Here is a 26174-nt window from a genome sequence, read left to right as displayed (position 1 = left end):
GGTCATCGACATAAGGACACGAGATGAAAAACAGGGATGCCCATTACTACCAACGGATCTGGCGCTGGCACTTTTATGCCGGCCTGTTTGTCGCCCCCTTCCTGATCCTGCTCTCCCTGACCGGCATCATCTATCTGTTCAAGCCCCAGCTCGACAACCTCATGTACCCCGAGCTGATGAAGGTGACCCCGACGGCCCAGACACTGAGCGCCGATGAGCTGCTGACCAGGGCGATGGCATCCATGCCGGATGCCAGCCTGCGCAAATACCTGCCGCCGGCCAGCCCGGATGCCAGCGCCCAGCTCATCGTCATGCAACAGGGCCAGGAGCTGACCCTGTTCATGGATCCCGCCAGCGGCAACCTGCTCGGCACCATGGACAACAAGTGGAACCTGCAGGCGGTGGCGCGCGCCCTGCACGCCGATCTGCTGCTCGGCACCACGGGGGATCGGCTGATCGAGCTGGCCGCCGGCTGGGGACTGGTGCTGCTCATCAGCGGCCTCTATCTCTGGTGGCCGCGCAAGGGGCCGGGGATGGGCGGCATCCTCTGGCCCAGAATGCACCAGCGTGGCCGCCTCTGGTGGCGTGACCTGCACGCCGTGGTCGGCTTCTGGGGTGCCGGCTTCCTGCTGCTGTTGCTGCTGAGCGGCATGACCTGGACCGGCTTCTGGGGCGATCAGTTTGCCAATGTGTGGAACCGCTTCCCCGCCGCCATGTGGAACCAGGTGCCCAAGTCGGCCCCCCTTGCCCGCGGCCTCAACCAGGCTCATGAGCAGACAGTGCCCTGGGCGGTGGAAAATACCCCCATGCCGGATTCCCGGATGGCGGAAGAGGGCCATGATCACGGCGCCATGGATCATGGCAGTACCCACGACGGCGTGGTGATGGCCAGCCGGCGCATCCCGCTGCAACAGGTGGTGGAGATTGCCCGCGAGCGCGGGGTCAGTCCGGGTTACAGCATCACGCCGCCGGCGGGGGATCGCGGAGTCTTCACCATCGCCCTGTTTGCCGACGACCCGCGCAACGATGCCACCCTGCACATCGATCAATACAGCGGCAAGGTGCTGGCCGACGTGCGCTGGCAGGATTACGGCCCGGTGGCCAAGACGGTGGAGACCGGCGTCATGCTGCACATGGGCAAGCTCTATGGCTGGCCTCACCAGCTCGCCATGCTGCTCATCTGCCTGATGGTGCTGGCCAGCGCGGTGAGCGGCCTGTGGATCTGGTGGTGCCGTCGCCCGCAGGGCCGCCTGGCTGCCCCGCCGCTGCCCGCCAGCCCCCCTCCCATGCGCGGCGCCATCGCCCTGCTGATCCTGCTTGGCATCTGCTTCCCGCTGGTAGGCGCTTCCATGGTCGCCATCTGGCTGCTGGACAGCCTGATCTTCTCCCGCCGCGCCCCCAAACTGGCGGAGATCGGCTAGACCCCACTCTCGCGACAGAATGACAACGCCATTCAATAGCAAGGGCTCCCGATGGGGAGCCCTTGCTGCTTCAGTCCGGCTATTTCATCGCTTCGACCAGCCGGAGGATCTTGCTGGCCTTTTCGAAGTGATCGAGCCTGTGGGTCTGGATCCACCAGGTCGCCGCCTCCATCAACAACTCGGGATCCTCATTCTTGTTGGCGAAGAAGGCATAGAAGGAGAGCCCGACCGCCTCCCCCTTTTGTACAATTTTCTGCTGGCAGACCTGGATGATTTTCTCTCTGAGTGAGTCGCGCATGGCGGCTTTCCCTGCTTGGTGGGTGGCATGCAAGGCAGCATACCCCAGCCAGCAAAAAGGGCCCCCGTCCGGGAGCCCTTTTTCATTGCCAAAACGGGTCGCGACTCAGGAGAGCGCCAGCCCGATGGAGAGCAACAGGCTGTAGAGGAAGGCGCTGATGGCGGTCTTCTTGAGGGCGCCTGTCAGCACCTCGCCATCGAAACTCTCCCGCAGTGTCCTGGCCGCATCGGTCAGTGGCTTCATGGCCGGCAGGAAGATCCAGGGCCAGAAGCTGGCCGGCTGGGTCAGGATGAAGAGTACGGTCGCCAGTACGGCAGATCCCAGCAGCACCCAGTGATAGGCGATGGCGCGATTGCGACCGAGGCGCACTGCCAGGGTGATCTTGCCGCTGGCGGCATCGGTTTCGATGTCGCGCACGTTGTTGATGTTGAGCACGGCGGTGGCCAGCAGGCCACAGGCGGCCGCAGGCAGCAGCAGATCCCACTGCAGGGTCTTGGTAAAGAGGTAGTAGGAGCCGAGCACCCCCAGCAGGCCGAAGAAGAGGAACACCGAGATATCGCCAAAGCCGCGATAACCGTAAGGAGTCTTGCCCACCGTGTAGGTCACCGCAGCGACGATGGCCGCCCCGCCCAGCACCACAAACGCCAGGATCTGCAGCCACTGGCCGCCGAAGGCGCAGCCCAGCAGCAACAGGCCGCTCGCCACCGCCGCCAACGCGGTCAGCGCCATCGCCACGCACATCTGCTTGCGGGTGATAAGGCCGGATACCACGGCCCGCTGGGGACCGATCCGCTCGCCATTGTCAGCACCGGAGACCGCATCGCCGTAGTCGTTGGCCAGATTGGAGAGGATCTGCAGCAGGATGGCGGTCAGCAGGGAGAGCGCCATGATTGTGCCGTCGAAGGCGCCGCGGCTGGCAGCCAGCCCGGAACCCAGGAGAATGGACGAGCAGGCGAGCGGCAATGTTCGCAAACGAGCCGCCAGCAACCATGTTGATAAGGTATTTGTCATATTGTGATGGCCAAACAATCGGATATTGATCGTGTTAAGGGTTATCGAACCGGATTTGGGTATACTGGGCCCCGGAAGTGAAGCTCCCTCGGGCGATTTACATGGACGAATGGGCAGATAATATATAGGAAATCATCGCCCTTTGGCATAAACCTACGGCATCCTGCTACGGGATCGGTCGTTACTACCCGGTTCAGACACTACATCCATGTTGGCTCAGACCCATATCAAGCAACAACTGGACGCCCTGCGTCACAACAACGTCAGCGGCTTCGTACGACTGCGCGTAGGGATCGAGGTTCGATCCTTCCTGGGCTGGCTCGCGGCGCAGACTCTCTACCCCCGCATCTATTGGCACGCCCGTGGCCAGGATCGCCCCGAGTATGTTGCCCTGGGCGCCATCCACGAATTGACCGAGCCCGATGCCATCCGCCAGGTCTGCACCAACACCAGCCAGTATCATGACGACAGCCCCCGCTACTATGGCGGCGTAGCATTCGATCCGGCCCAGCCAGGCTGGCAAGGGTTTGGCGCCTGTCGCTTCGTGCTGCCCCGCATCGAGCTGGTGCGCCGCGGCGAGTGTGTCAGCCTCTGCCTCAACCTCTGGCTGACCAAAGAGAACCTCGAGTCCGAGCTGGCCGCCGCCGAAGCCGCCCTCGACGCCCTGCAGCCGGAGGCGCCCCTGGCCCAGCTGCAAAAGCAGCGCTGGCAGCGTCAGGATTGCCCTGAGCCGGCCCAGTGGCAGCGCCTGGTGGAGCGGGTCACCTCCCCCGCATTTCAGGCCCACACCCCCAAGGTGGTGCTCTCCCGCGAGAGCGTGCTGACCAGCCACCAGGGCGGCGAGGATGTCTGCCCCTGGGTCATGCTCAACCAGTGGATCGGCCATGCCCAGGATTGCTTCCACTTCGGCTTCCAGTTTTCCCCCGAGCAGGCCTTTATCGCCTGCTCCCCCGAGCGCCTTTACCGCCGCGAGGATCGCCACCTCTTTAGCGAGGCGCTGGCAGGCACCATCCGCCGTTCCGGCGACGAGGCGACCGATGCCGCCCTGGCCGCCGAGCTGCTGGCCGACAGCAAGAACCGGCTGGAGAATCGGCTGGTGCATGCCGATATTCTGAGCCGCCTGGCCCAGCTGGCCCACGACGCCACCCTGACCGAGCCGCGCATCCTGAAGCTGCGCCTGCTGCAGCACCTCAAGTGCGACATCGAGGCCGAACTCAAGCCCGGCGTCTGCGACTGGCAGCTGCTCGAAGCCCTGCACCCGACCCCTGCTGTGGGCGGCGCCCCGCGCGAAGCGGCGCTGGCCTTCATCCGCGAAAACGAACCCTACGAGCGCGGCTGGTATGCCGGGGCCTGCGGCATGCTGAGCCGGGAGACTTCGGAGTTTGCCGTCGCCATTCGCAGCGCCCGCATCCAGCCTGGCAGCGTCACCCTGTTTGCCGGCGCCGGCATAGTGGCGGGTTCCGAGCCCGCCGCCGAGTGGGCCGAGCTCGACAACAAGATCGCCAATGTGCTCTCCCTGCTGGGATAGCCGTTCATCCTCTTTCCAACCCGCGAGAGCGCTTATGTCCGCCAGTGAAGTGTTTGCGAGCACCGTCTTTCCCACTCAGCACGCCACCTTCAACCATGTCTGGTCCTCCCTGCTGCTGGAGGAGCTTTATCGCCTCGGGGTGCGCGATATCGCGCTGGCCCCGGGTTCGCGCAGCGCCCCGCTCACCATGGCCGCCGCCGCCCACACCGGGTTTCGCCGCCATCTGCATTTCGACGAGCGGGGTCTGGGCTTCATGGCGCTGGGGCTGGCCAAGGGCAGCAACCGGCCGGTAGCTGTGATCATGACGTCGGGCACCGCGGTCGCCAACCTCTGGCCCGCCGTGGCCGAGGCCCAGCTCACCGGCGTGCCGCTCATCATTCTCTCCGCCGACCGCCCCCACGAGCTCATCGACAACGGCGCCAACCAGGCCATCGATCAGCAGGGGATCTTCGGCCACTACCCCGTTTTTCAGCAGAGCCTGCCAAGCCCCACCCCCACCATCCCCGCAGCTTTCGTGCTGAGCTCGGTGGATCAGGCGCTGGCGCAACAGGCACGCACGCCGGGGGTGGTACACATCAACTGCATGTATCCCGAGCCCCTCTACCCCGGCGACCAGTATCAGGATTTTGCCGCCTATCTGGCCCCCCTCGGCGACTGGCTCACCTCGGATCGCCCCTGGAGCCCCTGGCAGCTGGGTGAGCAGAGCTGCCCGCCCCAGGCCGGCTGGAGCGAGCTACAAGGCAAGCGCGGCGTCATCATCGCCGGGCGGATCACCCACCCCGACCAGGCGCAAGCGGTGGTCGAGTTGGCCGAGCGCCTCGGTTGGCCCCTGCTGGCGGATATCCAGAGCCAGATCCGCTTCGATGTTCGCAACCTCATCCACATGGATTTGGCACTCAACGATCCCGGCTTCGTCGCCGAGTTGGGGCGCGCCGAGGTCTTGCTGCAATTTGGCGCCCGTCTGGTCTCCAAGCGGCTCGGCCAGTTTATCAAGAGCCACCCCTGGCAGGATTACTGGCTGGTAGATCCGCAGCCGGCCCGGCTCGACCCCGACTACCGGCTGCGCAACCGCCTGCTCTGTAGTGCCCGCGCCTTCGTGGCGACTCATCCGGTCGCAGCCACGGCGACTCCCTGGCACCGGCTGGACGCCCTGCAACAGAAGGCAAGTCGACAGATCGTCGCCGCCTGCGAGCGCTTCTCCGAATTGGGGGTATGCCATCGCCTCAACCGGCTGATCCGGGGTCAGCTGTTTGTCGGCAACAGCATGCCGGCCCGGCTGATGGATATGCTGGGCACCCCGGGCCAGGGGCCGAGCCGGGTGATGACCAACCGCGGCGCCTCCGGCATCGACGGCCTGATCGCCACCGCCTACGGCTTCGCGCAATCGGTCGAGCAGGGCAGCGCCGAGCCCACCACCCTGCTACTCGGGGATCTCAGCGCCCTGCACGATCTCAACAGCCTGGCCCTGCTTGGCAAGGCCAGCCGGCCGCTGGTGGTGATCCTGCTCAACAACGATGGCGGCAGCATCTTTCGCATGCTGCCGGTGCCCACCGAAGGGGAGCTGCTGGAGAGCTACTATCGGCTGCCCCATGGCCTGTGCTTCGAGCATGCCGCCGCCATGTTCGGCCTCGCCTATCGTGCGCCGGACAGCCTGGCCGAGTTCGAGCAGGCCTATACCGAGGCGCTTGGTGACGGCGTCACCCTGATCGAGGTCCGGGTGCCGAGCGAACAGGTGGCCGATGATCTCAAGGCGCTGGGGGCCGCCATCCGTGGCGCCTGAACAGCCCCAACGGCCGCACACCCTGGTGCTGCTGCACGGCCTGCTGGGGGATGCCGCTGACTGGCAGCCGGTGATCGACCGCCTGCCCGCCATCCGCTGCGTGGCCCTCGACCTGCCGGGCCACGGCTGCAACCACGCTGTGCGGGTGAACGGCTTTGACGAGGCCCATCGCTGGCTCTGTGACGAGCTGGCCGCCCACGATATCGAGCACTATCTGCTGGCGGGCTATTCCCTCGGCGGGCGCCTCGCCCTCTATCACGCCAGCCGCTCCCCGAATGGTTTGCAGGCCCTGCTGCTGGAGAACTGCCATCCCGGTCTGCCTGCTGCCGAGCGGGCCGCCCGCATCGCCCATGACGAGGGGTGGGCACAACGCTTCGAGCGCGAGCCGCTTGCCGACGTGTTGGCGGAGTGGTACCGGCAGGGGGTCTTTGCCGATCTGGACGAAACGGCCCGTGCCCGCCAGATCGCCCGTCGCCTCGGCAACCGGGGTGGCGCCATCGCCACCATGCTGCGCGCCACCTCGCTGGGGCGACAGCCCGATCTCGCCCCCTGGCTGGCAAAGGCCGAATTGCCGGTCACCTATGTGAGCGGCAAGCGGGATCAGAAATTCCACCACCTGGCTTGCCAGCTGGCGAGTCAGCATCGCAAAATCAACCACTTGGTACTGGATGGCGGCCACAACCTGCACGCCAGCCAGCCCGAGATCTTTGCCCGGTTCCTTGCGAAGTGGGTCAACCAACCAGAAGAGAAGAGTCATGATTGAAGCAATGATGGAAGCGGGACAGTACGCACCTGTCCAGCAGGCCGTGATTGCTCCATTTTCGCTCGAACAGACTAGAAGGAAAAAACCATGATTGAGGCAATGACGGAAGCGGAACTGTACGCACCTGTCGAGTGGCGCGATTGCTCCGCCGGTTACGAGGACATCCTCTATCACAAGTCCGGCGATGGCATTGCCAAGATCACCATCAACCGTCCCCAGGTACGCAACGCCTTCCGCCCCCGCACCGTGAAAGAGATGCTGCAGGCGCTGGCCGATGCCCGCTATGACGATCAGGTCGGCACCATCATCCTGACCGGCTTCGGCGAGAAGGCCTTCTGCGCCGGTGGCGACCAGAAGATCCGGGGCGACTACGGCGGCTACCGCGACGACGAGGGGACTCATCACCTCAACGTGCTCGACTTCCAGCGCGACATCCGCACCTGCCCGAAACCCGTGGTGGCCATGGTGGCCGGCTACGCCGTCGGCGGCGGCCATGTGCTGCACATGATGTGTGATCTGACCATCGCCGCAGACAACGCCATGTTCGGCCAGACCGGTCCGAAAGTGGGCTCCTTCGACGGCGGCTGGGGTGCCTCCTATATGGCGCGCATCGTCGGCCAGAAGAAGGCTCGCGAGATCTGGTTCCTGTGCCGTCTGTATGACGCCAAGCAGGCCCTCGACATGGGACTGGTCAATACCGTGGTGCCGGTCGCCGACCTGGAGCGTGAAACCGTGCGCTGGTGCCGCGAGATGCTGCAACACAGCCCGATGGCCCTGCGCTGCCTGAAAGCCGCGCTGAACGCCGACTGCGATGGTCAGGCGGGCTTGCAGGAGCTGGCGGGCAATGCCACCATGCTGTTCTACATGACCGAAGAGGGTCAGGAAGGGCGCAATGCCTTCAACGAAAAGCGCCGCCCCGACTTCTCCAAATACAAGCGGAACCCCTGATGACACTCGCCCTCTATCGCTACCGACTGCCTTTTACCCAGCCCCTGACCTTTCACGGCAAGGTGGAGGTGGCGCGCGAGGGCTTGCTGGTCCGCATTGACGACGGCTGGGGGGAGATAGCCCCCCTGCCCGGTTTCTCCAAAGAGACCCTGGCCGAGGCACACGCCGAGGCCATCGCCTGTCTGGAACAACTGGCCGCGGGGCAACCCATAGCCCCGCGCCTGCCTTCGGTGCAATTTGGCTTTGACTGTGCCCGCCGGGTCTGGCCCGCGCAGACGGCCCCCCTGCCCGAACCCTATCCCCTTATTCAGGGCTCCCCCCAGGAGCTGCTGAAACACTGGAAAGAGTGGCTCCATCGCACCCCCAACAAGGCCAAGCTCAAGGTGGCCCGCTATCCCATGCGGGACGAGCTGGCGCTGATCCGGCTGCTGTGCGACCGTATTCCGACCCTCAAGCTGGTGCTGGATGCCAACCAGGGCTGGACCCGCGAGGAGGCCTGGACCTTCTGTGGCCATCTGGACCCGAACCGGATCGAGTATCTGGAAGACCCCTGCGCCGATTTCGCCGACATCGCTTTTGTCGCCAACCGCACCGGCATGCCGGTGGCGCTGGACGAGCTGCTGGCCCAGGGCAAGCCATGGGAGCCCATCCCGCAGCTGCGCGCCCTGGTGCTCAAGCCCATGCTGCTCGGCTCGCTGGAACGCTGCGAGGCGCTGATCAGCCGCGCCCGCGAGCTGCGACTCAAGGTGATCATCTCCTCCTGTTTCGAATCCGGCCTTGGCCTGAACCAGCTGTTCCACCTCGCCGGAGAGTGGGCCCCGGAGCAGGCCCCCGGGCTGGATACCCGTCGCTGGATGGCGGCGGATCTGTTAAACGAAGCCGGGGAGCCGGACACCGGCGCCCTGGAGACCCTGTTTTACCGTGACTGATTTCCCCGCCCCAATGCAGGAGACTTGCCCGGTACGCCACTGGGCAAGGCTCGCCCCCCATCGCATCGCCATCCACACCGACACCCCGCTGAGCTACCGGACGCTCGATCGGCGCCTCAACAGCCTGTGCGACCAGCTCACCCGGGCCGGCCTCACCCGCGGGGATCATCTGGCCGCCGTGGTGCGCGGCGCGCTGGAGGATGTGCTGCTAGCCTGGGCCTGCGTGCGCAACGGCATCGTGTTCTGTCCGCTCAATCCCGCCTTTCCGCTCACCCGACAAGCTGAACTGGCCGGCCGCCTCGACGCCCGGGCCTTCTGGTCGGCGGGCGACATGCCGAGCGGTGACTGGCAGGCGCTGCGGCTCGATTTCAGCCGCGAGCTGGCAGCAGGTGATGACGAGTGGCCGCTGGTACCAGAGCAGCTCAACAACATGATCCTCACCTCGGGCTCCAGCGGTACACCGAAGGCAGTGGTGCACCGGCTGGCCAACCATCTGGCCTCGGCACGGGGCTCCGCAGCCCTCATTCCCCTCGACGAAGAGTGTGGCTGGCTGCTCTCCCTGCCGCTGTTTCATGTCGGCGGCTACGCTATTCTGTTTCGGGTCTTGCTGGCGGGCGCCGCCCTGGTGCTGGACGATCGCAGCCGCCCCCTCGAGGCACGGCTCGAGCGCCAACCCATCACCCACCTGTCCCTGGTACCGACCCAGCTCTGGCGCCTGCTGGCCCGGGGCTTCGAGCCTGCTCGTACCCGATTGCGCGAGCTGCTGCTCGGGGGCGCCGCCATCCCGCAGCCGCTGGTCGAGCGCCTCGCCGCCATGGGGCTCACCCCCAAGGTGAGCTACGGCCTCTCCGAGATGGGCAGCCAGGTCTGTACCGCTCTGCCTGCCCGGGCGGGGATGGTGGGCCGCCCGCTGCCGGGGCGGGAGTTGTGCATCAAGGGACAGGAAATCTGCGTGCGCGGCGCCACCCTGTTTGCCGGTTACTACCGTGATGGCGCGCTGGAGCGGCCCCTCGACGAAGAGGGCTGGTTTCACACCCGCGACAAGGGGCACCTCACCCTGAACGGCGAGCTGGTGGTGGAGGGGCGGCTCGACAACCTCTTCATCTCGGGCGGGGAGAACATCCAGCCCGAAACCATAGAGCAGCGGCTGGTGGATCACCCCGCCATCGCCCAGGCGCTGGTGGTGCCGGTGCCGAACGATGAGTGGGGGCAGCGCCCCGCCGCCTTTATCGACTGGCACGGGGAACCTGTTCCCCATGCCGAACTGGCCGCCTGGATCAGGGCCTCCCTGCCCGGCTTTATGGTGCCGGATCACTGGCTGCCCTGGCCCGATCTCGGCGGCAACCTGAAGCCCTCCCGTCAGCATCTGGCCCACACGGCCCGAAACTACGGGGGAGACGGGGAAAGAAATGTGACATAAGTCACATTTCGTGTTTTTATCCATCGTTCAAAAAAGCCGCATGTGAGTCTTTACTCTCAATCAAGCCCCGTCCGAGTCACAAACTGGCGTCTGATATAAATTTTATCTATTTTTCAGTGTGTTAATTTACAGTTGATATCCTTTTGGGGCCTAGTAGATTGCCCTCCCTTCACCACGTAGACAATAAAAAACGAAGGGATAACAATGACTCGTTCAGGCTCAAGGTGGTGGCTGCTGGCCACCCCGCTGCTTGTTGCCGCCCAGGCACAGGCCGACTACTCCCCCACCGACTGGCAAGACTACCGGCTGACCGGTGAATCGAACCGCCAGCTCGCCCCCCGCGTTACCGAGGTGACCTACGAACTCAAGGCACGCGACGCAGGTGCCCCCTATCAGCAGCTCAGGGTCTATCGTCGCTTCGACTGGCAGGGAAACGATCTCGCCTCGCAGGCCGAAAATCACTGCAGCGAACCCAAATTGCGGGTCGAGGCGGGCTGGCAAATCCGCTATCTCAGCTGCGAGCAGCTAGTGCCGGCCGGCAAGGCGGTGCCCGCCACCAGCTACGACTACGGCTATGGCCTCAAGGAGGGGCGCTGGGAACAGCTGGCCGGCACGCCGACCGCCTCCCGCACGGATCGCTTCCCCCTGCCCGAACCCGTCTTGCTGGGTCATACCGAGCAGGAGCTGGATCGCTGCGAACTGAACGCCCAAGGGCGCTGCGCCGAGCCCGAGTGGCACTATCAGCCGCAGGATTGGCAACAGCTGGAAGTGAAAGAAGAGACCCCGAGCGAGCGGGATGGCCGACTGGAACAGGTATTCTTCCGCCTGCAGCCCGTCCCCGGCAGCCTGGCAGCCAGCCAGGTCAGCGAGCTGCACGTCTGGCGCAGCTATCGCTGGCAGCTGGAGCAGGCCGCCGCCATCCAGCAGGAGTGTGACGAGCCCATGGAGCGGCAGGAGGGGGAGAACACCGTTCGCTACCGCCTCTGCCGCCAGGTCATTCCGGCCGGCAGCGAGGTGATGGTGACACTGAAAGACACGGGTTATCAGAACCCGGTCAGCGGCCGTGAGTGGCAACCCCTGCCGGAGACCGACGAGTGGCAGGAGAGCCGGGTGATCCAACGACCCATCGTACTGGCCAGCAAGGAGGAGCTACTGGCGTGCCACCGCCCCAACGGCCGTCCCTGCGGCGAGCCGGATCAGCCCGACACGACGCTGCTGGATGCCGACGCGGCGCAGCTGGTCACCGATGTCAGCGGCCAGAACAGTCCAGCCTGGCAGGCCGATTATGGCCACGACGACGCCAAACTGATGGCGGTGGTGCGCGGCATGCGCGCCCTGCTGGCCGCCAACCAGCCGACCCACCCAGCCATGGACAAGCTGCTCTACTATGTGCGCGCCCACAACTACCATGACGGTGTGCGCCGGGAGAGCGATCAGGTAGCCCGGGAACTCGCGGCCGTGATGATGGCGCTGCTCGATCACCCCCTGCTGCTCACTGCCGAACCGCAGGATCAGGCCGGTACCGTGCTGGAGGCCTGGAGCGTCGCAGCCCAGGGGCAGCTGGAGCAAAGCGCGTTTCGCCAGAGCGCCGGCCCCATGCTGGTCCAGCTCAACCGGGCGCTCGCCTACGCGGCGCAGCATGCCGTCCTGATCAATGGCCACAAGCCGTGGGCTGACGGCATCTTCGAGCTGCTCAACCTGATCGACCAGAGCGCCAACGCCGGCCAGCAGGCCGATTTCAGCGCCACCTTCATGGCACAGGAGCCCTCCCTGCGCCAGAGCCTGCGCCAGCTCGGTATGAGCGAGCTGTCGCTCTGGAAGCAGCGTGACGAGTCGCGGGATCTGTTTGTCTTCAACAACATCCTCGACGCCCACAGTCGCCTCTACCGGATGATGAGCTACCGCCAACCGGACGAGGCGGCCCGCTACCGCCAACTGCTGGACCGCGATGTCATCGCCATCATGCGCCACCACGGCCTGATCCCGGGCGGCCCCCACCCGGCCACGCTGCTGGAGGATGTCTCCCTGACCCTCTCCAGCTACTACCTCACCTACACGGATCGCACCAGCGAGGCTTGCATTAGCGGTGACTTCGCCGGCCTCTGCACCCCCATCCGGATGGAGGACATACTGCCGTTCGAACACACCTGCTCACCCACCCTGCGCCTGCGGGCCCAGGATCTGACCCTGGCCCAGGCCGAGGAGATCTGCCGCGAGCTGGGGACGGAGGAGCAGCAGTTCCACCAGCAGATGGAGACAGGTTCGCAACCGGTGGCCGACGATCACAACGAGACCCTCGAGCTGGTGATCTTCGACTCCTCCGCCGACTGGAACCGCTATGGCGGCGCCCTGTTCGGGGTCTCCACCGACAATGGCGGCATCTATATCGAAGGGGATCCGGCTCGTCCGGGCAACCAGGCCCGCTTCTTCGCCTACGAGGCGGAGTGGAAGCGCCCCGCCTTCCAGGTGTGGAACCTGCGCCACGAATACGTCCACTATCTGGATGCCCGCTTCAACCAGTACGGCAGCTTCGGCCAGTATCCCCTCAACCGCACCACCTGGTGGGCGGAGGGGCTGGCGGAGTACATTGCCCACGGCCAGTGCTTCGCCCGCGGTCTGAACAATGTGGCCGGTCGCCCCGCCGACCGGCAGCCGACCCTGGGGGAGATCCTCCACCTCGATTACGATCAGGGCGGCGACATGGTCTACTCCTGGTCCTATACCGTTCACCGCTTCCTGAACGACACCGGTCGCAACGCCAGCTGGCTGGCCCTGGCGCAGGCCCTGCGCAACCCAGATCGCCAGCAGGCCTTGAGCGACTTCGAGGGGGAGATGGATCGACTGATCGCCAGCGACAGTGCCGCTTATCAGACCTGGCTGAACAGGGAACTGCTGCCCTGGTGGCAGGCCAACAAGGAGTCCGACGCCTGCAAGGGGAATGACTCCGCCCACTGATTCATTTGATGCACAAGGGGGCAGCCATGGCTGCCCCTTTTTTATGGCTCTGTCCCAATTACGTGTTGAAAGGCTAATCTTGAAGTAGGCTATCACCTTGAGGTCTACCATCATGGATACCCCAGCCTTTCAACACCTGTTGTCTCTGTTTCCTCAGCTGACCCTGCGCCAACGCCGTGTTGCCCGGCAGGAGCTCATGTCTCCACACCCCATTACCTCGCTCAATACCCAGTTACCAGCATGCAGCGGTTGCCCTCATTGTCAGGCCGAAGCCGCTCAGCTGGCACCCTGGGGTTGGAGTCGGGGACTGCGCCGCTACCGTTGCAAACTGTGCCTGCGCACCAGCTCCGTCCTCACCAAGACCCCCCTGGCCAGGTTGCGCAAAGCCCAGTGCTGGGAAGACTACGCGCAAGCCCTCATCGAAGGACTGACCGTTCGCCAGGCAGCAATGCGTTGCGGGGTCAGCAAAAACACCGCCTTCCTCTGGCGCCATCGCTTCTTGCGGGCGATGGCAGACCATCAAGCCACACGGGAAGAGGGCATCGTTGAGGTTGATGAGACCTTCTTCCTCGAGTCGTTCAAGGGGCAACGGGGACTGTCGCGTCCGCCACGGCGTCGTGGTGGTAAAGGACGAACCCGTGGCACCGGGTCGGATTACATCCCGGTGATGGTGGCGCAAGACCGGGCAGGCCATCATGCGGATTTTCAGATGGAGCAGATGAATGCCGAGACGGTGATAGCGCTCCTGAAGCCGCTGGTGTCACCGGAGGCAGTGCTGTGTAGCGATGGTGCGGGAGTGTATGCCAGTTTCAGCCAGGCACAGGGAGTGACACATCAGGTGGTACACAATCGTCAGGGAGAGCGAGTGGTGGGTGCGTATCACATCCAGCACGTGAACGGATATCACCATCGGTTGAAAACGTGGATGGATCGATTTCATGGTGTGGCGACCCACTACCTGAAGAACTATCTGGGTTGGCGCAGGATGCTGGAGCGTTACGGAAGCGGTGTGAATATCAAAGCGTGTTTGCATGAGGCGCTGAGGCGCCCCATGCAACACGTAATTGGGACATAGCCTTTTTTATCCTCTCCCGCTGCGACAAGCCCTGCCCCAACCAGACAGCCCCTTGCTATCAAGTCTGACGCCCGCCCCCGAGTTGTAATAGAATGCCGAAAACCACTTCAACTTCAGACCCGAATCGCACCGCGCATGAAGAAGTTTGCCAAGATCCTCCTCGCCTCCCTGCTGTTGCTGCTGGCGCTGATTGCCTCGCTGCTGGCCTATGGCGAGTGGATCGTCTCCGACACCCGCCAATACACCTATGACGAGGTGAGCGAGGTGCCATACAACCCGGTAGCCGTGGTGCTGGGCACCTCCAGATACCTTGCAGGTGGCGGCCCCAACCACTACTTCAAGTACCGCATCAAGGCCGCGGCCGAGCTCTACAACAACGCCAAGGTAGATTACATCCTGGTCTCCGGCGACAACGCCACCTTGCAATACAACGAACCGCGCCAGATGCGCCGCGCCCTGATCAAGGCGGGCATCCCGGCAGCGGCCATCTACATGGACTTCGCCGGATTCCGGACGCTGGATTCCGTGGTACGGGCCAAGGAGGTGTTCGGCCAGGAGCGCTTCACCGTGGTCTCCCAGGGCTTTCACAATGAGCGAGCCATCTTCATCGCCCACCACTTCGGCATCAACGCCATCGGCTTCAACGCCGAGGATCCCAGCGCCTATCAGGGTATCCGCACCCGGATCCGGGAGGTGTTTGCCAGGGTGATGGGGCTGCTCGATCTCTATGTGCTGGACAAGGGCCCCAAGTTTCTCGGCGACCCGGTTCCCATCGGTCTGCCCGTCCCCTGCGAGCCCCTGAGCACCCTGGGCACCCGGCATCCCTGCATCAAGCAGCCCAAACCGGCGGTCACACCACCGGTGAAGCAGCAAGAATCCGAACCAGCCGTTACGCCAGCGGTGAAACCGCAAGAACCCGAGCCGGCCGTCGCGCCGCCGGTGAAACCGCAAGAATCCGAGCCGGCCGTCGCACCACCGGTAGAGCAGCAAGCACCAGAGTCTGCGACCAACGCCGCCATGGCCACCTGATATGACAAACGACCCGCCAATTGGCGGGTCGTTTTCGTTGAAGGGGATGTTGCCAACGATTACAGCAGACGGGCCAGCAGGGCACGCAGCGCCTTGATGAGCGCAGGCTTGCCCGCCAGTTGCAGCCGGTCGGCCAGACGGGTCCAGTCTGCATATTGCCAGATGGTGGCGATCAGCAGATGGCGCTCGTCGGCCGTTAGCGGTGCGAGCCGGTCAATATTGCCCGCCAGCCAGCGCTGCAGGCTGGGCTGGCACAGCTCGAACGGCTTGTGATGGTGGGCAAAGCAGGCCAGCTCATCGTACACGAACTCATCCGGCTCACCCGAGACAGGCTCACAGTCCTGCAAACACTGCCACACCAGCTCTGGATCCAGCACTTTCAGCTCCCCCGCCAGCAGGGTCGGCAACTGGGCCACGAAACGCCGTCGCCACAGGGCCAGCTCGGGCTCATGCTCCGGCTTGAGTGCCTTGAGCAGCAGGGCGGCGTGGCTGCCGCTGGCGGCATCCCGCTGCAGCCCGATACGCAGCGCCACCAGCCCCGCCTTGCGCCAGAACGGCAGCAGATCGGCGCTGGCCGAGAAGGAGGAGCCGAGGTAGTCGAGGCCCGCCTGACGGTAGTGCGCCTCCAGTTGGCCAAGCAAGCGTGAGCCGAGACCATGGCGATGGAGTTCGGGGTGGATGGCGATGCGCATCACCCTGGCGTAGCTGCGCTCCCCAGCCGTCTTGCACCCCGCGTGGGCCAGCAGGGACTGGGGCAGCAGATGACCGCGCGGTCGCCGCCGGCCAGCCCAGATCGCCTCCGCCAGCTCGGGTTCTATCTTGCCCTCCCGCGCTACCAGAGCCACCCCGAGCAGGCTCTGTTCCTCTTCCAGCAGGTGGATGTCGAGGCTTGGGCTCTCCAGCAGAGCTCTGAGATCACTTGGCGTGGTCTGGTAATGGGCCAGCACCAGCAGGCCGAATACCTGGTTAAGCAACGCGTCGTCCTTTGCCAACACGCCTTGCGCGATCATCCGCCAGCGCGGATGGGTCGGCGGCAAGGGAGCTGCCACCTCGGCGTTGAGGCCGAGCAGGCGAAACACCAGCGGCTCCAGCGGGTCTCTGGCACTCCAGCGGATTGGCGAGGCCAGGTGAACTTCCTGCCAGTCCGGCGTCTCCCTGTCCAGCACCCGCTTGAAGCGCAGATGAAAGCCACGCCCCGTCCCCTCGTAACCGTGCTCCGTGGTGGCGAAGACGATGCGGCTGTGACGGGCCAGCATGGCCTCCAGCAATGGGGTCGGGATGGCGGCGGCTTCGTCCACCAGCAGCAGATCGGGCTGTAGCCCCTCGTGTACCAGCCGATCCGGCGAGCAATACGCAATGCCCGCCAGCTTGTCCACCGTGGTGCCAAGCCTTTTGGCCGCATGATCAAACAGGGTGGCAACCGTCCCCTGGGAGGGGGCCGTCACCACTATCTGCAGGTCAGGCTGGCCGCGTAGCAATTCGGCGGCGGCGATCCCCAACAGGCTGCTCTTGCCACGGCCACGGTCGGCGCTCAGCACCAACGGACGGCGACGATGGCCGTGCAGCACCTTGTGGATGGCGGGCAGGGCAAGGGCCTGATCGTCGCTCAAGGGACGATCGGGCCCCAACGGCTGCCAGGGCTCGCCATCGTCCGGGGGCAGCAAAGAGAGCGCAGGATCCCCTTCCAGCAACCGCACCAGCCGGGCGATAAAGCCGTGCCCCGCCTGCGCGGCCTCTTCGGGCCGGGCCACCAGCCGCACCCGATCCGGGTCCGGGTAGCCGGGCCATTGCGCCCTCGGCGGAGTCAGCAACAGCAGCAGACCGCCAGCGCGCAGGGTACCGGCCAACGCCCCGAAGGCGTCGGGGTGAAAGCCGCTGAAGGCGTTGAGCACCAGGGTGTCGCATTCCTGCCCGAGTCGCTGCAACGCCTTGGCTGCCGGCAGGGGGTTATGACAGGCAGGCCCCTCCCCGAGCCAAAAGACAGCCTCGCCGAGCAGGGCATCGGCACGGGCAATGCAGTCGGCCTGCTCCCCCTCCAGCCAGATCAGCCGCCGCTCACCGGTACGGGCCAGGCATTGGCGCAGGGCACCTACCTCTGATGGCGTCATGATGCGGTGCTATCGCCCGGTTTGACCCTGGGTTCGAACATGCGATCCCCCATCTGGTCGATGAAGGTGTGGGCCTTCTGCACCATGAAGCGCTCAGCATCTGCCGGGTTGGCAAACAGATCGGAGCGGATGAAGCGGTGGGTCAGCAGGGCGCCGTCCACCTCCCTGGTGATGCGGCCTGCCAGCCGGTACTGACCCCCCTCCGCCATGGGCTCGGGGTAGATAAGATAACCGGCGTATTCGGTGGGCGTGACCTCGGCGGCTTGCGGTGACTGGCTCCCGAACAGGGCGCCGAACAGTTTCTTGAGCATGATGATCCCCCTCTGTGACAGGGCATTGTCCCCAAGGGGTGGATGAGTGGCAAGCGGGGCAACTTATTACCAATGGTTACTTGCATCACGAACCATTCTCATTTAGATTTCTCTCATTGCAGCATGAGGTAATCACTATGTATGTCTGTTTGTGCCGTGGCATCACAGATACCCAGATCCGCAAGGCGGTACAGGCAGGCAGCGGCGAGTTTCGCCAGCTCAAGCAGGAGCTGGAAGTCGGCGCCCAGTGTGGCAAGTGTGTGCGCATGACCATGGAAATCATCGCCACCGAGCTCGACAAACTGGTCAAGGAGCAACCTCCGCTCTACTACGAAGTGGCCTGATCCGGCCATCTGTCGGCTTTGCCGACCCATCCCTCCCATCAGACGAGCAGGCTCGTCTGACCTTCTTTTGTCACTTTTCTCGACTAAGCTCTAACGATCGAGGCCGCAGGCACGAACCAAGGAGCACTGTCGATGAAAGGAGATCCCAAGATCATTGCCCACCTCAACAAGGTGCTGGCCAATGAGCTGATTGCCATCAACCAATACTTCCTCCACGCCCGCATCTACGATGACTGGGGCCTCAAGGCGCTCGGGCACAAGGAGTATCACGAGTCCATCGATGAGATGAAGCACGCCGACGAACTGGTCAAGCGGATCCTGTTTCTGGAAGGGCTGCCCAACCTGCAGGATCTGGGCAAGCTGCGCATCGGTGAGACGGTGGAGGAGATGCTGCGCTGCGACCTGTCGCTGGAGCTGGATGCCATCCCCGATCTCAGGGTGGCCATCGCCTACGCCGAGTCGGTGCAGGACTACGTCAGCCGCGACCTGTTCCAGGACATACTGGAAGATGAAGAGGAGCATGTGGACTGGCTGGAGACCCAGCTCGATCTCATCGATCGCATCGGCCTGGAGAATTACCAGCAATCCCAGCTGCATCACGACTCCTGAGTGAGCCCCATGCATGCCATCCGACACCCGCCACGGCGGGTGTCTTCGTTTGCCGGCCCGCAAAACTGTCCGTCAGGATCACAGTTAGCGCGACCGGTACAGCAAGCGCCACGGCTTTCGTTTAGGATACGCCTCTCTTCTCATCACATGATTACGGACATTTTCCATGGAACAGATCGCACGCGAGATGGCCCCTCACAAGCGGGTCGCCCTGGTGGCTCACGACAACATGAAGACCGCCCTGCTGAACTGGGTGATGCGCCGCAAGGAGGAGCTCAAGCTCCACCACCTCTATGCCACCGGCACCACGGGCACCATGCTCGGCAAAAATGCCCAGTTACCCATCACCTGCCTCTTTTCCGGCCCCATGGGCGGTGACCAGCAGCTAGGCGCCCTGATCGCCGAGGGCAAGATAGACGTGCTGATCTTCTTCTGGGATCCCCTCAATGCGGTGCCCCATGACCCGGACGTGAAAGCCCTGCTGCGCCTGGCGGCGGTGTGGAACATCCCGGTGGCCACCAACGAGGCGACCGCCGACTTCATCATGGACAGCCCCCACATGCAGCAAAAATTCAGCGTGCAGATCCCCGATTACGCTGGCTATCTCAAGGCCAGAACCGAGTAATCGAATCTCGGGATGCAACAAGGGCCGCATGATGCGGCCCTTGTCGTTGTGCACTTGCCTGACGGGCTCACAGCGCCCGAACCAGGATCCGCGCCACCACGTCCGTGTCTATGTCCTGCTGTTCCCCCAAGGCGGTGCGCCCCACCCGTTTGAGGTTGGAGCAGATGGCGGGGATGCAGCTTTCGCCGAGATCGTAAGCGGCCAGCCTGGTCGGCAGCCCCATCTGCTGGAAGAACTGCTCGGTGCGGATGATCGCCTCCTCGATGCGCAGCGCCTTGTCTTCCCGGGTCGAGTGCCACACCCGCTCGGCAAACTGGGCCAGTTTCTCCTGCTTCTGGGCCGCCCGCTCCCGCAGCAGCGAGGGCAGCACCACCGCCAGACTCTGGCCATGATCCAGCCCGTAGAGCGCCGTCAGCTGGTGGCCGATGGCGTGGCTCGCCCAATCCTGCGGCACCCCGCAGCCGATGAGGCCATTGAGCGCCAGGCTGGCGGCCCACATCAAGTTGGCGCGCACCTGATAGTTGTCCGGCTCCTGCAATGCCCTGGGGCCGTTATCCACCAGCACCTGCAGCAGGGCCTCCGCCAGCCTGTCCTGCACCTCGCCCCCAACCGGGAAGGTGAGGTACTGCTCGGTGACGTGGACGAAGGCATCCACCACCCCGTTGCCGGTCTGGCGGGCGGGCAGGCTGTAGGTGGTGGCGGGATCGAGCACCGCAAATTGTGGCTGCACCAGTGGGCTTCTGAAGGAGATCTTGGCATCCCCCCGGCTCACCACTGCGGTCGGATTACTCTCGGAGCCGGTGGCCGGCAGGGTCAGTACGCAGCCCAGGGGCAACGCCCTGGCGACGTCCGCCTGATTGGCACAGATATCCCAGGGGTCATCCCCTTCGTAGCAGGCCGCCGCGGCAACAAACTTGGTGCCATCCACCACTGAACCGCCCCCGACCGCCAGCAGAAAGTCGATGCGCTCGCGCTTGACCAGCTCAACCGCCTCCATCAGACGCTCGTATCTGGGATTGGCACTGATGCCGGAGAACTCCTGCCACTCCATGCCGGCCAAAGCCTGGCGGATCTGCTCATAGACGCCGTTTTGCCGGATGCTGCCGCCCCCGTAGAGCACCAGCAGACGGCTACCCTGCGGGATCAGCGTCGGCAGGCTGGCGATCTGACCTTCACCGAAGCAGATGCGGGTCGGATTGGCATATTGGAAGTTGTACACGGCGGACTCCTCGGCTTGAACGATGCCGGAACATTGTGCGCCTACAGGGAAGTGAGGTCAAAACGGGTGGCAGTATCTTGCCCGCCGGTGGCCGATGCTGGCCGACGCCGGCACGGCTGGCGGGCATCCGGCAACACAAACTCAGGCCGTTGTGGCAGTCTCGCTCTTGCTCGTCTTGCCGGTCAGGCGATCCATGGCCTCCTTGAGCATCGCCTCCTGCTGCTCCTTGAGTGCCTTGCTCTGCTGCTCCCGCTCCTCGGCGGTCAGGGTCTTGTCGCCGGCGATCGTCTGCAACTGCTCTTCCAGCTCGTTGTACTTCTTGCGATCAAATCCCAGCGCCTTGTCCACCAGCTGTTGCATCACGGCCCCCTTGTCGGAGCTCATGTCCAGCGCGGGAGGCAGCTTGCTGTTCTTCGCCAGGTGCTCATAGGTCAGCACCTGCTGGGCCTGACCGGTGATCCGCTGGGAGGAGAGGCTGACCAGCTCTTCCCAGCCGCCCCCCTGACCACCCGCCCCGGCACTGCTGAGGGTGGCAAGGGCGCGGGAGTTGGAGGCGCTCTGGGCAAGCTGCTGGCTGTAGGGTTTGATATCCATAAAAAGGGCTCCAGTCTGCATGACGGGTGGGCTGATTCGGTGACGTGAGGCGTCAGGCCTCACCATTGTCAATAAAACCAGCAAGTTACAGGCCAACTTGGCAAACGGGCCCACAAGCCTGCCGACATGGGGAATGCACCGGATGGCAGGCTCAGCGGCGTCAGAATCATGACTCCTCAGCCCCCTGGTTTTCCCCTCGGGATCCGCCATCCGCTGGCAGCGGTGTCAAAAATCGGGGATTGGCGGCAAGATCACAAAACAAATGACCACAACGAAATACAATCCTTAGCGCAGAATATGACCTGCAAGCAGTGTTATGGATGAAATGTTTGCATATTGATAAATTTACAGACCTATTCACCGGCACCTGCCTGTGCCGCCTCTGGCCTGCGGCAACAGCTATCCATCCCACCGCCTGACTTTTACCCACCACAATGACTCGGGCAACTCTATGAAAAAACACTCTCTGACCCTGCTCTCCGCCACCCTGTTCACCCTGCTTGGCACCAGTGCCGATGCCTGCACCGGCCTTATCGTCGGCAAGGGCGCCAGCACGGATGGCAGCGTGATGATCGCCAGAAACGAAGACTTCGGCATCAACAACTGGAACAAGTACCTCGCCTTCCACCCCGCCAAGCAGAACGAGGAGAAGGTCTGGCGACTGGGCAACGGGCTGGAAGTACCCATGCCCAAGGCCTTCCTGGCCTACTCCTCGATCCATGACTGGGATGCCGTCACCCTGGATCCCGCTGGCAAGTATTACGAGGAGCGCGGTATCAACGAGTTCAACGTCGCCATCTCGGCCACCACCAGTGCCGAGGTCAACGAACGAGCCAAGAAGGCCGATCCGCTGATCGAGAAGGGGGTCATCGAGGCCATCATCCCCACCCTGATCCTGCCCCAGGCCAGGAGCGCGAAGGAGGGGGTCAAACTGCTCGGCGACTATGTGGAGAAATATGGTGCCGGTGAGGGCAACAGCCTCTATCTGGCCGATGTGAACGAGGCCTGGTTGATGGAGATAGGATCGGGCCACCACTGGATCGCGGTGCGGGTGCCGGATGACAGCTATGCCATGGTGGCCAACGGCCTGCGCATCCACGGCGTCAATCTGGACAACCCGGATGTGCTGCACTCGCCCAAGCTGCTGGAGTTCGTGCAACAGCACAAGCTGCTGGACAAGGCCGACCCGGCATCGTTCAACTTCGCCAAGGCGTTCGGCGTGGTGGCCGACCCCTACAACGTGGATCGGGAGTGGCTCGGCCAGCAGATGCTGACGGCCTCTCACAAGCAACCGACCCGCCAGGAGCAGTACCCCCTCTTCATGAAACCCGATGCCCCCATCGCCGTGGCCGATGTGGCCAGGGTGCTGAGCGCCACCTATGAGGGGACGCCGCTGGCCGGCAAGGCGGAGCGGCCGATCCGCATCGATCGTCAGCTCGAATCCCACGTCATCCAGCTGCGCAAGGAGATGCCCAGGGAGTTCCAGGGGTTGATTTGGCAAAGCTATGGCGTGCTCGCGGAATCCGTGATGGTGCCGCTCTACAACACTCTGCAATCCTATCCCCTGCCCTATCGCACCGGCAGCGACACCTATTCCGATGACTCCGCCTACTGGCAGTTCCGCAGCCTGACTGCGCTGGCCGGCACCAATCCGGACAAGTACCTGCCGCTGCTGCGGGGCGTCTGGCAGAAGGAGAGCAGCAAACTCTACAAGGAGGTGGCGCTGCTCGATCAGACGCTGAAACAGGCCTACAGCAAAGACAAGGCCACGGCGGTGGAACTGGCCTCCGACTACTCCTACGGCCAGCTGGAGCAGACTTACCAGATGGCGAAGGATCTGCGCTACAAGCTGATGACGGATCTCACCAAGAGCACGGAGAAGAAGTACTCGGAAGAGGAGTTCAAGAAGATCATGAGCCTGTAAGGGGCTCATCAAAGCAAGGAGGCACCCTCGGGTGCCTCCTCTCATTTCATCGACGCAACCGGAACTCAGCGACGGCTGATATGGAGCGGACCCGAGGTCTGGGCCACCGGCATGATCTCGATCCGGTTGATGTTGACGTGAGCGGGCTGCTGGCTGACCCAGAGCACGGTATTGGCGATATCCTCCGGCTGGATCGCCTCGACCCCCTGATAGACGGTGGCCGCCTTGGCATCGTCACCGTGAAAGCGCACGTTGGAGAACTCGGTACCGCCGCACAGACCGGGCTCCACATTGGTGACCCGGATAGCGGTGCCCGCCAGATCGGCGCGCAGGTTCAGGCTGAACTGCTTCACGAACGCCTTGGTGGCGCCGTAGACGTTGCCGCCCGGATAGGGATAGGTGCCCGCGATGGAGCCAATGTTGATCACGTGGCCGCGATTGCGCTCGACCATGCCCGGCAGCAGCAGCCGGGTCAGCAGGGTGAGACCGCTGATGTTGGTGGCGATCATCTGCTCCCAGTCTTCAAGATGTGCCTTGTGGGCAGGCTCCAGCCCCAGGGCCAGTCCGGCGTTGTTGACCAGCAGATCCACCTCACACCAAGCGGCAGGCAACCCCTCGATGGCGGCCCGGGTCGCGGCCTTGTCCTGCACGTCGAACACCAGCGGCAGGAATTGCTCGCCCAGTTCGTCCGCTAGTGCAGCCAGCCGTTCGGCGCGGCGACCAGTGCCGATCACCCGGTAGCCCGATTGCACCAGCAGGCGGCTGATGGCCGCCCCGAATCCGGACGACGCGCCCGTTACCATTGCTATCATCTGAACCTCCATTGTTATCTGTCTTCTTGAACCCATTCGATATCATTCATCATCCAGCTCGCGGCCCGTCCCCTTGCGCCAGAGAAACACCAGCAGGTGCAACGCAAACAGACCCGATCCCGCGAGGGCAAACAGCAGGCTGGTGAGGGCATTGACCGAGCTGTCGGCGCCAAACCACCACCAGGCCAGCCAGCCGGCGAGGCCGATGGCAAAGGTCTGGGCGGCGCATACGGGGCAGCGCCCCAGCTTGGCCTTGATGGCGGTAGCCAGGCAGTTATCGCAGCTCATCCCGGCGCTCCTGCCCCTTTCCTTCGGCGGTGGGTGCCGCCTCACTCTGATGTCCTCGTGTTTGGCCGCTGGCACCCTCTTCCCTCAACGGCAATACCAGCCGCCGGGCATGCTGGCCATGGCCATAGTAATCCGGCAACCTCTGCTGCAACCTGAATCCGAGTCCCTGATAGAGGGCCAGCGCGGCCTCGTTGCTCTCGCCGACCTCGAGCCGGATGGCCCCCCAGCCGGCCTCCCGCCCCTCGCGGATCACCTGCTCCAGCAGACGACGGGCCCAGCCGAGGCGGCGCACCGTCCAGCGGATGGCCAGGGTCTGCACCACCAGTCGATCCCAGCCCCTGTGCTCCAGCAGGCTGAGATACCCCATCAGTTGCTCCTTCTCATCCAGCAGCAGCAGGGTACGCCCCCTGGCCCGGGTGAGCAGATAGTGCCAGCGGCTGCGGCCGAAAGCGATTTCGGGGGGGAAGCAGTAACGCTCCAGCTTAACGATGGCGCCCACATCATCGGTTCGGGCCGCTCGTACGGTCAACACGGGGAGTCCTTGTTCGGTTATTTATCTTCAGCACCAAAAATGCGACTTGTATCACAAGTTACCAAGGCAGATATTAGGCACTGTAACCTCTTGTTTCCCCTCGCGCCATTGTCGTGCTTGTCGGTGCATCGAAGCCCACTGGGGATCCTGCCGTTTCAGGCAGTCCTTTCTGTGGAGCCGAAAATATGAGTACCTATGTCATCGTCGAAGAGCTGGGCGACTGGCCTTGCCATGCCGACTATCTGCTGACCGCCCGCACCTACCTGCAACACGGTGTGCCCACCACCGGCGGGCGCCCCCGCATCATCAACCTCTGTCGCAATCTGGATCACCTGAGCGCGGGTTATTACTGCTCTTTGCTAGCCCAGGCCCGCGGTCACCACTGCCTGCCCGGCCTGCAGGCCATCAGCGTGCTGCAACCCCAGCAACCGCCGGCCAAGCTGTGGCGCAAGCTGCAGGGGTGGCTGGCCCAGCAGAGCGAGGACAGGATCCGGGTGCGCGCCATCTTCGGCCAGAGCGAACAGAGCGAGCTGGCGGGGCTGGCCCGCTACTACTACGGACTGAGCCAGCTGCCGCTGCAGGAGTTGACCCTCAAGCGCGGCCGCCACGGCTGGTCGGTGCGCCAGCAGCAGAGCCTCTCCCCCCTGGACCTGAGCCAAAGCGAAAAGGCCCTGATGCTACACCATGCCCAGGCACTGGTGGGGACCGGCGATGAGGAGCAGGCGGCTCCCCTCTATCAGCTCGCCATCCTGGTCGACCCCGCCGACGGCCGCGCCAGCAGCGATGCATTGGCACTGACGCGCTTCATCGAGGCCGCCGCCGCCCAAGGGATCCAGGCCGAGATCCTGGCGCCCTCCGCCATCGAGCGGCTGCCAGAGTTCGATACCCTCTGGCTGCGTGCCGAGACGGCGGTCGGCCACTACACCTTCGAGTTTGCCCGCCGCGCCGAGCAGCTCAAGATGCCGGTGATCGACAGCTCCCGCGCCATCCTGGCCTGCAGCAACAAGCTCTACCTCTACGAGCTGATGGTGCGCAGCGGCGTGCCCATGCCCCCCACCATGGTGGTGACCCGCCGCGGCCGTCACCACGTGGATGAGCTGGTGCAGCGGCTCGGCCTGCCGCTGATGGTGAAGGTGCCCGACGGGGCGCAGGGGCGCGATCTGGCCATGGCCAGCGACGAGCAACAGCTCGCCCGCCTGCTGGACGAAGGGCTGGCACGCTCCGCCCTGCTGCTGGTGCAAAGCCGGATCCCCGCCGAGTTCGACTGGCGTATCGGCTTTCTCGACGGCTCACCGTTGTTTGCCTGCCGCCGCTATCGCCCCGAGCCCGGCAACCGCATCCGCCGCCGCAAGCACCCCCTCGACATGAGCCGCATCGAGGCACTGCCGCTCAACGAGGTGCCGGAGCGGGTGCTGCAGACCGCTCGCCGCGCCGTCCACCAGCTTGGCAACGGTCTGTTCGGGGTGGATCTGCGCCAGCAGGGGCGCGATTGCGTGCTGCTGGAGATCATCGACAACCCCTGGATCAGGGGAGACATCGAAGACAAGGAGGCAACCGATCTCTATGAACGCCTCGCCCGCGCCTTTCGCCAGCGGTTGGAGAACCGGGGCCAGAGTGCTGCCGCCTGAGCAAACGCCAAGAGCCCCGTCAT

The 26174-nt window shown here is 64.2% G+C and carries 24 protein-coding genes; 15 read left to right on the top strand and 9 right to left on the bottom strand.

Annotated features, from left to right (window positions below):
* Nucleotides 1–23 precede the first annotated feature (23 nt).
* Entirely contained in the window at nt 24–1421 is a 1398-nt protein-coding gene (locus ACB028_RS09930) for a PepSY-associated TM helix domain-containing protein (protein ID WP_371144191.1), read from the top strand.
* Nucleotides 1422–1500: 79 nt separating this feature from the next.
* On the opposite strand, the gene ACB028_RS09925 is transcribed toward ACB028_RS09930, so the two are convergent.
* Entirely contained in the window at nt 1501–1719 is a 219-nt protein-coding gene (locus ACB028_RS09925; RefSeq protein WP_216993633.1) for a DUF6500 family protein, read from the bottom strand.
* A 105-nt stretch (nt 1720–1824) separates the two neighbouring features.
* Nucleotides 1825–2730, bottom strand: a complete 906-nt coding sequence (locus ACB028_RS09920; RefSeq protein ID WP_042072708.1) for a 1,4-dihydroxy-2-naphthoate polyprenyltransferase — start codon at nt 2728–2730, stop codon at nt 1825–1827.
* A gap of 208 nt (nt 2731–2938) precedes the next feature.
* Here ACB028_RS09920 and ACB028_RS09915 point away from each other — a divergent pair, with 208 nt between their 5' ends.
* The 9 genes from ACB028_RS09915 (at nt 2939) to ACB028_RS09875 (ending at nt 15157) form a co-directional block, all read left to right on the top strand.
* Nucleotides 2939–4258 (top strand): isochorismate synthase, encoded by a 1320-nt coding sequence (locus tag ACB028_RS09915; RefSeq protein ID WP_342017660.1) that lies wholly within the window; start codon nt 2939–2941, stop codon nt 4256–4258.
* Nucleotides 4259–4292: 34 nt separating this feature from the next.
* On the top strand, nt 4293–6038 hold the full coding sequence (gene menD / locus ACB028_RS09910; protein WP_371144190.1) for a 2-succinyl-5-enolpyruvyl-6-hydroxy-3-cyclohexene-1-carboxylic-acid synthase: 1746 nt from the start codon (nt 4293–4295) through the stop codon (nt 6036–6038).
* Nucleotides 5998–6801 (top strand): 2-succinyl-6-hydroxy-2,4-cyclohexadiene-1-carboxylate synthase, encoded by an 804-nt coding sequence (menH, locus tag ACB028_RS09905; RefSeq protein WP_371144189.1) that lies wholly within the window; start codon nt 5998–6000, stop codon nt 6799–6801. Before menD ends, menH begins: the two co-directional genes overlap by 41 nt.
* Before the next feature lie 87 nt (nt 6802–6888).
* A complete protein-coding gene (gene menB / locus ACB028_RS09900) occupies nt 6889–7749 on the top strand; it encodes a 1,4-dihydroxy-2-naphthoyl-CoA synthase (protein WP_042072673.1) in 861 nt (286 codons plus the stop codon).
* On the top strand, nt 7749–8678 hold the full coding sequence (gene menC / locus ACB028_RS09895) for an o-succinylbenzoate synthase (protein ID WP_371144188.1): 930 nt from the start codon (nt 7749–7751) through the stop codon (nt 8676–8678). The genes menB and menC overlap by 1 nt, the downstream gene beginning before the upstream one ends.
* A gap of 13 nt (nt 8679–8691) precedes the next feature.
* The gene (menE, locus tag ACB028_RS09890) at nt 8692–10098 is read left to right on the top strand and encodes an o-succinylbenzoate--CoA ligase (protein ID WP_371144306.1); all 1407 of its coding nucleotides are present in this window, start codon (nt 8692–8694) and stop codon (nt 10096–10098) included.
* Between the two features lie 204 nt (nt 10099–10302).
* Entirely contained in the window at nt 10303–13053 is a 2751-nt protein-coding gene (locus ACB028_RS09885; RefSeq protein ID WP_371144187.1) for a collagenase, read from the top strand.
* Between the two features lie 112 nt (nt 13054–13165).
* On the top strand, nt 13166–14128 hold the full coding sequence (locus ACB028_RS09880) for an IS1595 family transposase (RefSeq protein WP_371144305.1): 963 nt from the start codon (nt 13166–13168) through the stop codon (nt 14126–14128).
* 135 nt (nt 14129–14263) lie between these two features.
* Nucleotides 14264–15157 (top strand): ElyC/SanA/YdcF family protein, encoded by an 894-nt coding sequence (locus tag ACB028_RS09875; protein WP_371144186.1) that lies wholly within the window; start codon nt 14264–14266, stop codon nt 15155–15157.
* 59 nt (nt 15158–15216) lie between these two features.
* Here ACB028_RS09875 and ACB028_RS09870 read toward each other — a convergent pair whose 3' ends face one another.
* Both ACB028_RS09870 and ACB028_RS09865 read right to left on the bottom strand, forming a co-directional pair.
* Nucleotides 15217–17265, bottom strand: a complete 2049-nt coding sequence (locus ACB028_RS09870; RefSeq protein ID WP_371144185.1) for a tRNA(Met) cytidine acetyltransferase TmcA — start codon at nt 17263–17265, stop codon at nt 15217–15219.
* Complete coding sequence (locus tag ACB028_RS09865; protein ID WP_371144184.1) at nt 17262–17576, bottom strand: HlyU family transcriptional regulator; 315 nt, start codon at nt 17574–17576, stop codon at nt 17262–17264. Before ACB028_RS09865 ends, ACB028_RS09870 begins: the two co-directional genes overlap by 4 nt.
* Nucleotides 17577–17713: 137 nt before the next feature.
* On the opposite strand from ACB028_RS09865, the gene ACB028_RS09860 reads away from it, so the two are divergent.
* From ACB028_RS09860 to ACB028_RS09850, 3 genes are all read left to right on the top strand, one after another.
* Nucleotides 17714–17920 (top strand): bacterioferritin-associated ferredoxin, encoded by a 207-nt coding sequence (locus ACB028_RS09860; RefSeq protein WP_371144183.1) that lies wholly within the window; start codon nt 17714–17716, stop codon nt 17918–17920.
* Nucleotides 17921–18052: 132 nt separating this feature from the next.
* The gene (gene bfr / locus ACB028_RS09855) at nt 18053–18529 is read left to right on the top strand and encodes a bacterioferritin (protein WP_042025922.1); all 477 of its coding nucleotides are present in this window, start codon (nt 18053–18055) and stop codon (nt 18527–18529) included.
* A 166-nt stretch (nt 18530–18695) separates the two neighbouring features.
* A complete protein-coding gene (locus ACB028_RS09850) occupies nt 18696–19154 on the top strand; it encodes a methylglyoxal synthase (RefSeq protein ID WP_026456374.1) in 459 nt (152 codons plus the stop codon).
* Between the two features lie 67 nt (nt 19155–19221).
* Here the strand turns inward: ACB028_RS09850 and ACB028_RS09845 are convergent, their stop codons facing one another.
* Both ACB028_RS09845 and ACB028_RS09840 read right to left on the bottom strand, forming a co-directional pair.
* Nucleotides 19222–20373, bottom strand: a complete 1152-nt coding sequence (locus tag ACB028_RS09845) for an iron-containing alcohol dehydrogenase (protein ID WP_371144182.1) — start codon at nt 20371–20373, stop codon at nt 19222–19224.
* 141 nt (nt 20374–20514) lie between these two features.
* Nucleotides 20515–20967: a hypothetical protein gene (locus tag ACB028_RS09840; protein ID WP_342013134.1), complete on the bottom strand. Its 453-nt coding sequence runs from the start codon at nt 20965–20967 to the stop codon at nt 20515–20517.
* Nucleotides 20968–21418: 451 nt separating this feature from the next.
* Between ACB028_RS09840 and ACB028_RS09835 the strand changes: the two genes are divergently transcribed.
* On the top strand, nt 21419–22891 hold the full coding sequence (locus ACB028_RS09835; protein WP_371144181.1) for a C69 family dipeptidase: 1473 nt from the start codon (nt 21419–21421) through the stop codon (nt 22889–22891).
* A 65-nt stretch (nt 22892–22956) separates the two neighbouring features.
* Here ACB028_RS09835 and ACB028_RS09830 read toward each other — a convergent pair whose 3' ends face one another.
* From ACB028_RS09830 to ACB028_RS09820, 3 genes are read right to left on the bottom strand one after another with little or no spacing between them, the layout of a single operon-like run.
* Entirely contained in the window at nt 22957–23703 is a 747-nt protein-coding gene (locus ACB028_RS09830) for an SDR family oxidoreductase (protein ID WP_371144180.1), read from the bottom strand.
* 42 nt (nt 23704–23745) lie between these two features.
* Entirely contained in the window at nt 23746–23991 is a 246-nt protein-coding gene (locus ACB028_RS09825) for a DUF3624 domain-containing protein (protein WP_042025928.1), read from the bottom strand.
* The gene (locus ACB028_RS09820) at nt 23978–24523 is read right to left on the bottom strand and encodes an N-acetyltransferase family protein (RefSeq protein ID WP_371144179.1); all 546 of its coding nucleotides are present in this window, start codon (nt 24521–24523) and stop codon (nt 23978–23980) included. Before ACB028_RS09820 ends, ACB028_RS09825 begins: the two co-directional genes overlap by 14 nt.
* 185 nt (nt 24524–24708) lie before the next feature.
* Between ACB028_RS09820 and ACB028_RS09815 the strand changes: the two genes are divergently transcribed.
* Complete coding sequence (locus ACB028_RS09815; RefSeq protein ID WP_371144178.1) at nt 24709–26151, top strand: RimK family protein; 1443 nt, start codon at nt 24709–24711, stop codon at nt 26149–26151.
* Nucleotides 26152–26174 lie beyond the last annotated feature (23 nt).

Origin of the sequence: Aeromonas sp. S9(2024), assembly GCF_041403185.1 — a bacterium.
Classification (GTDB): domain Bacteria; phylum Pseudomonadota; class Gammaproteobacteria; order Enterobacterales; family Aeromonadaceae; genus Aeromonas; species Aeromonas enteropelogenes.
Note: the sequence above shows the minus strand (reverse complement) of the source record. Positions and strands in the feature narration are given on the sequence as shown.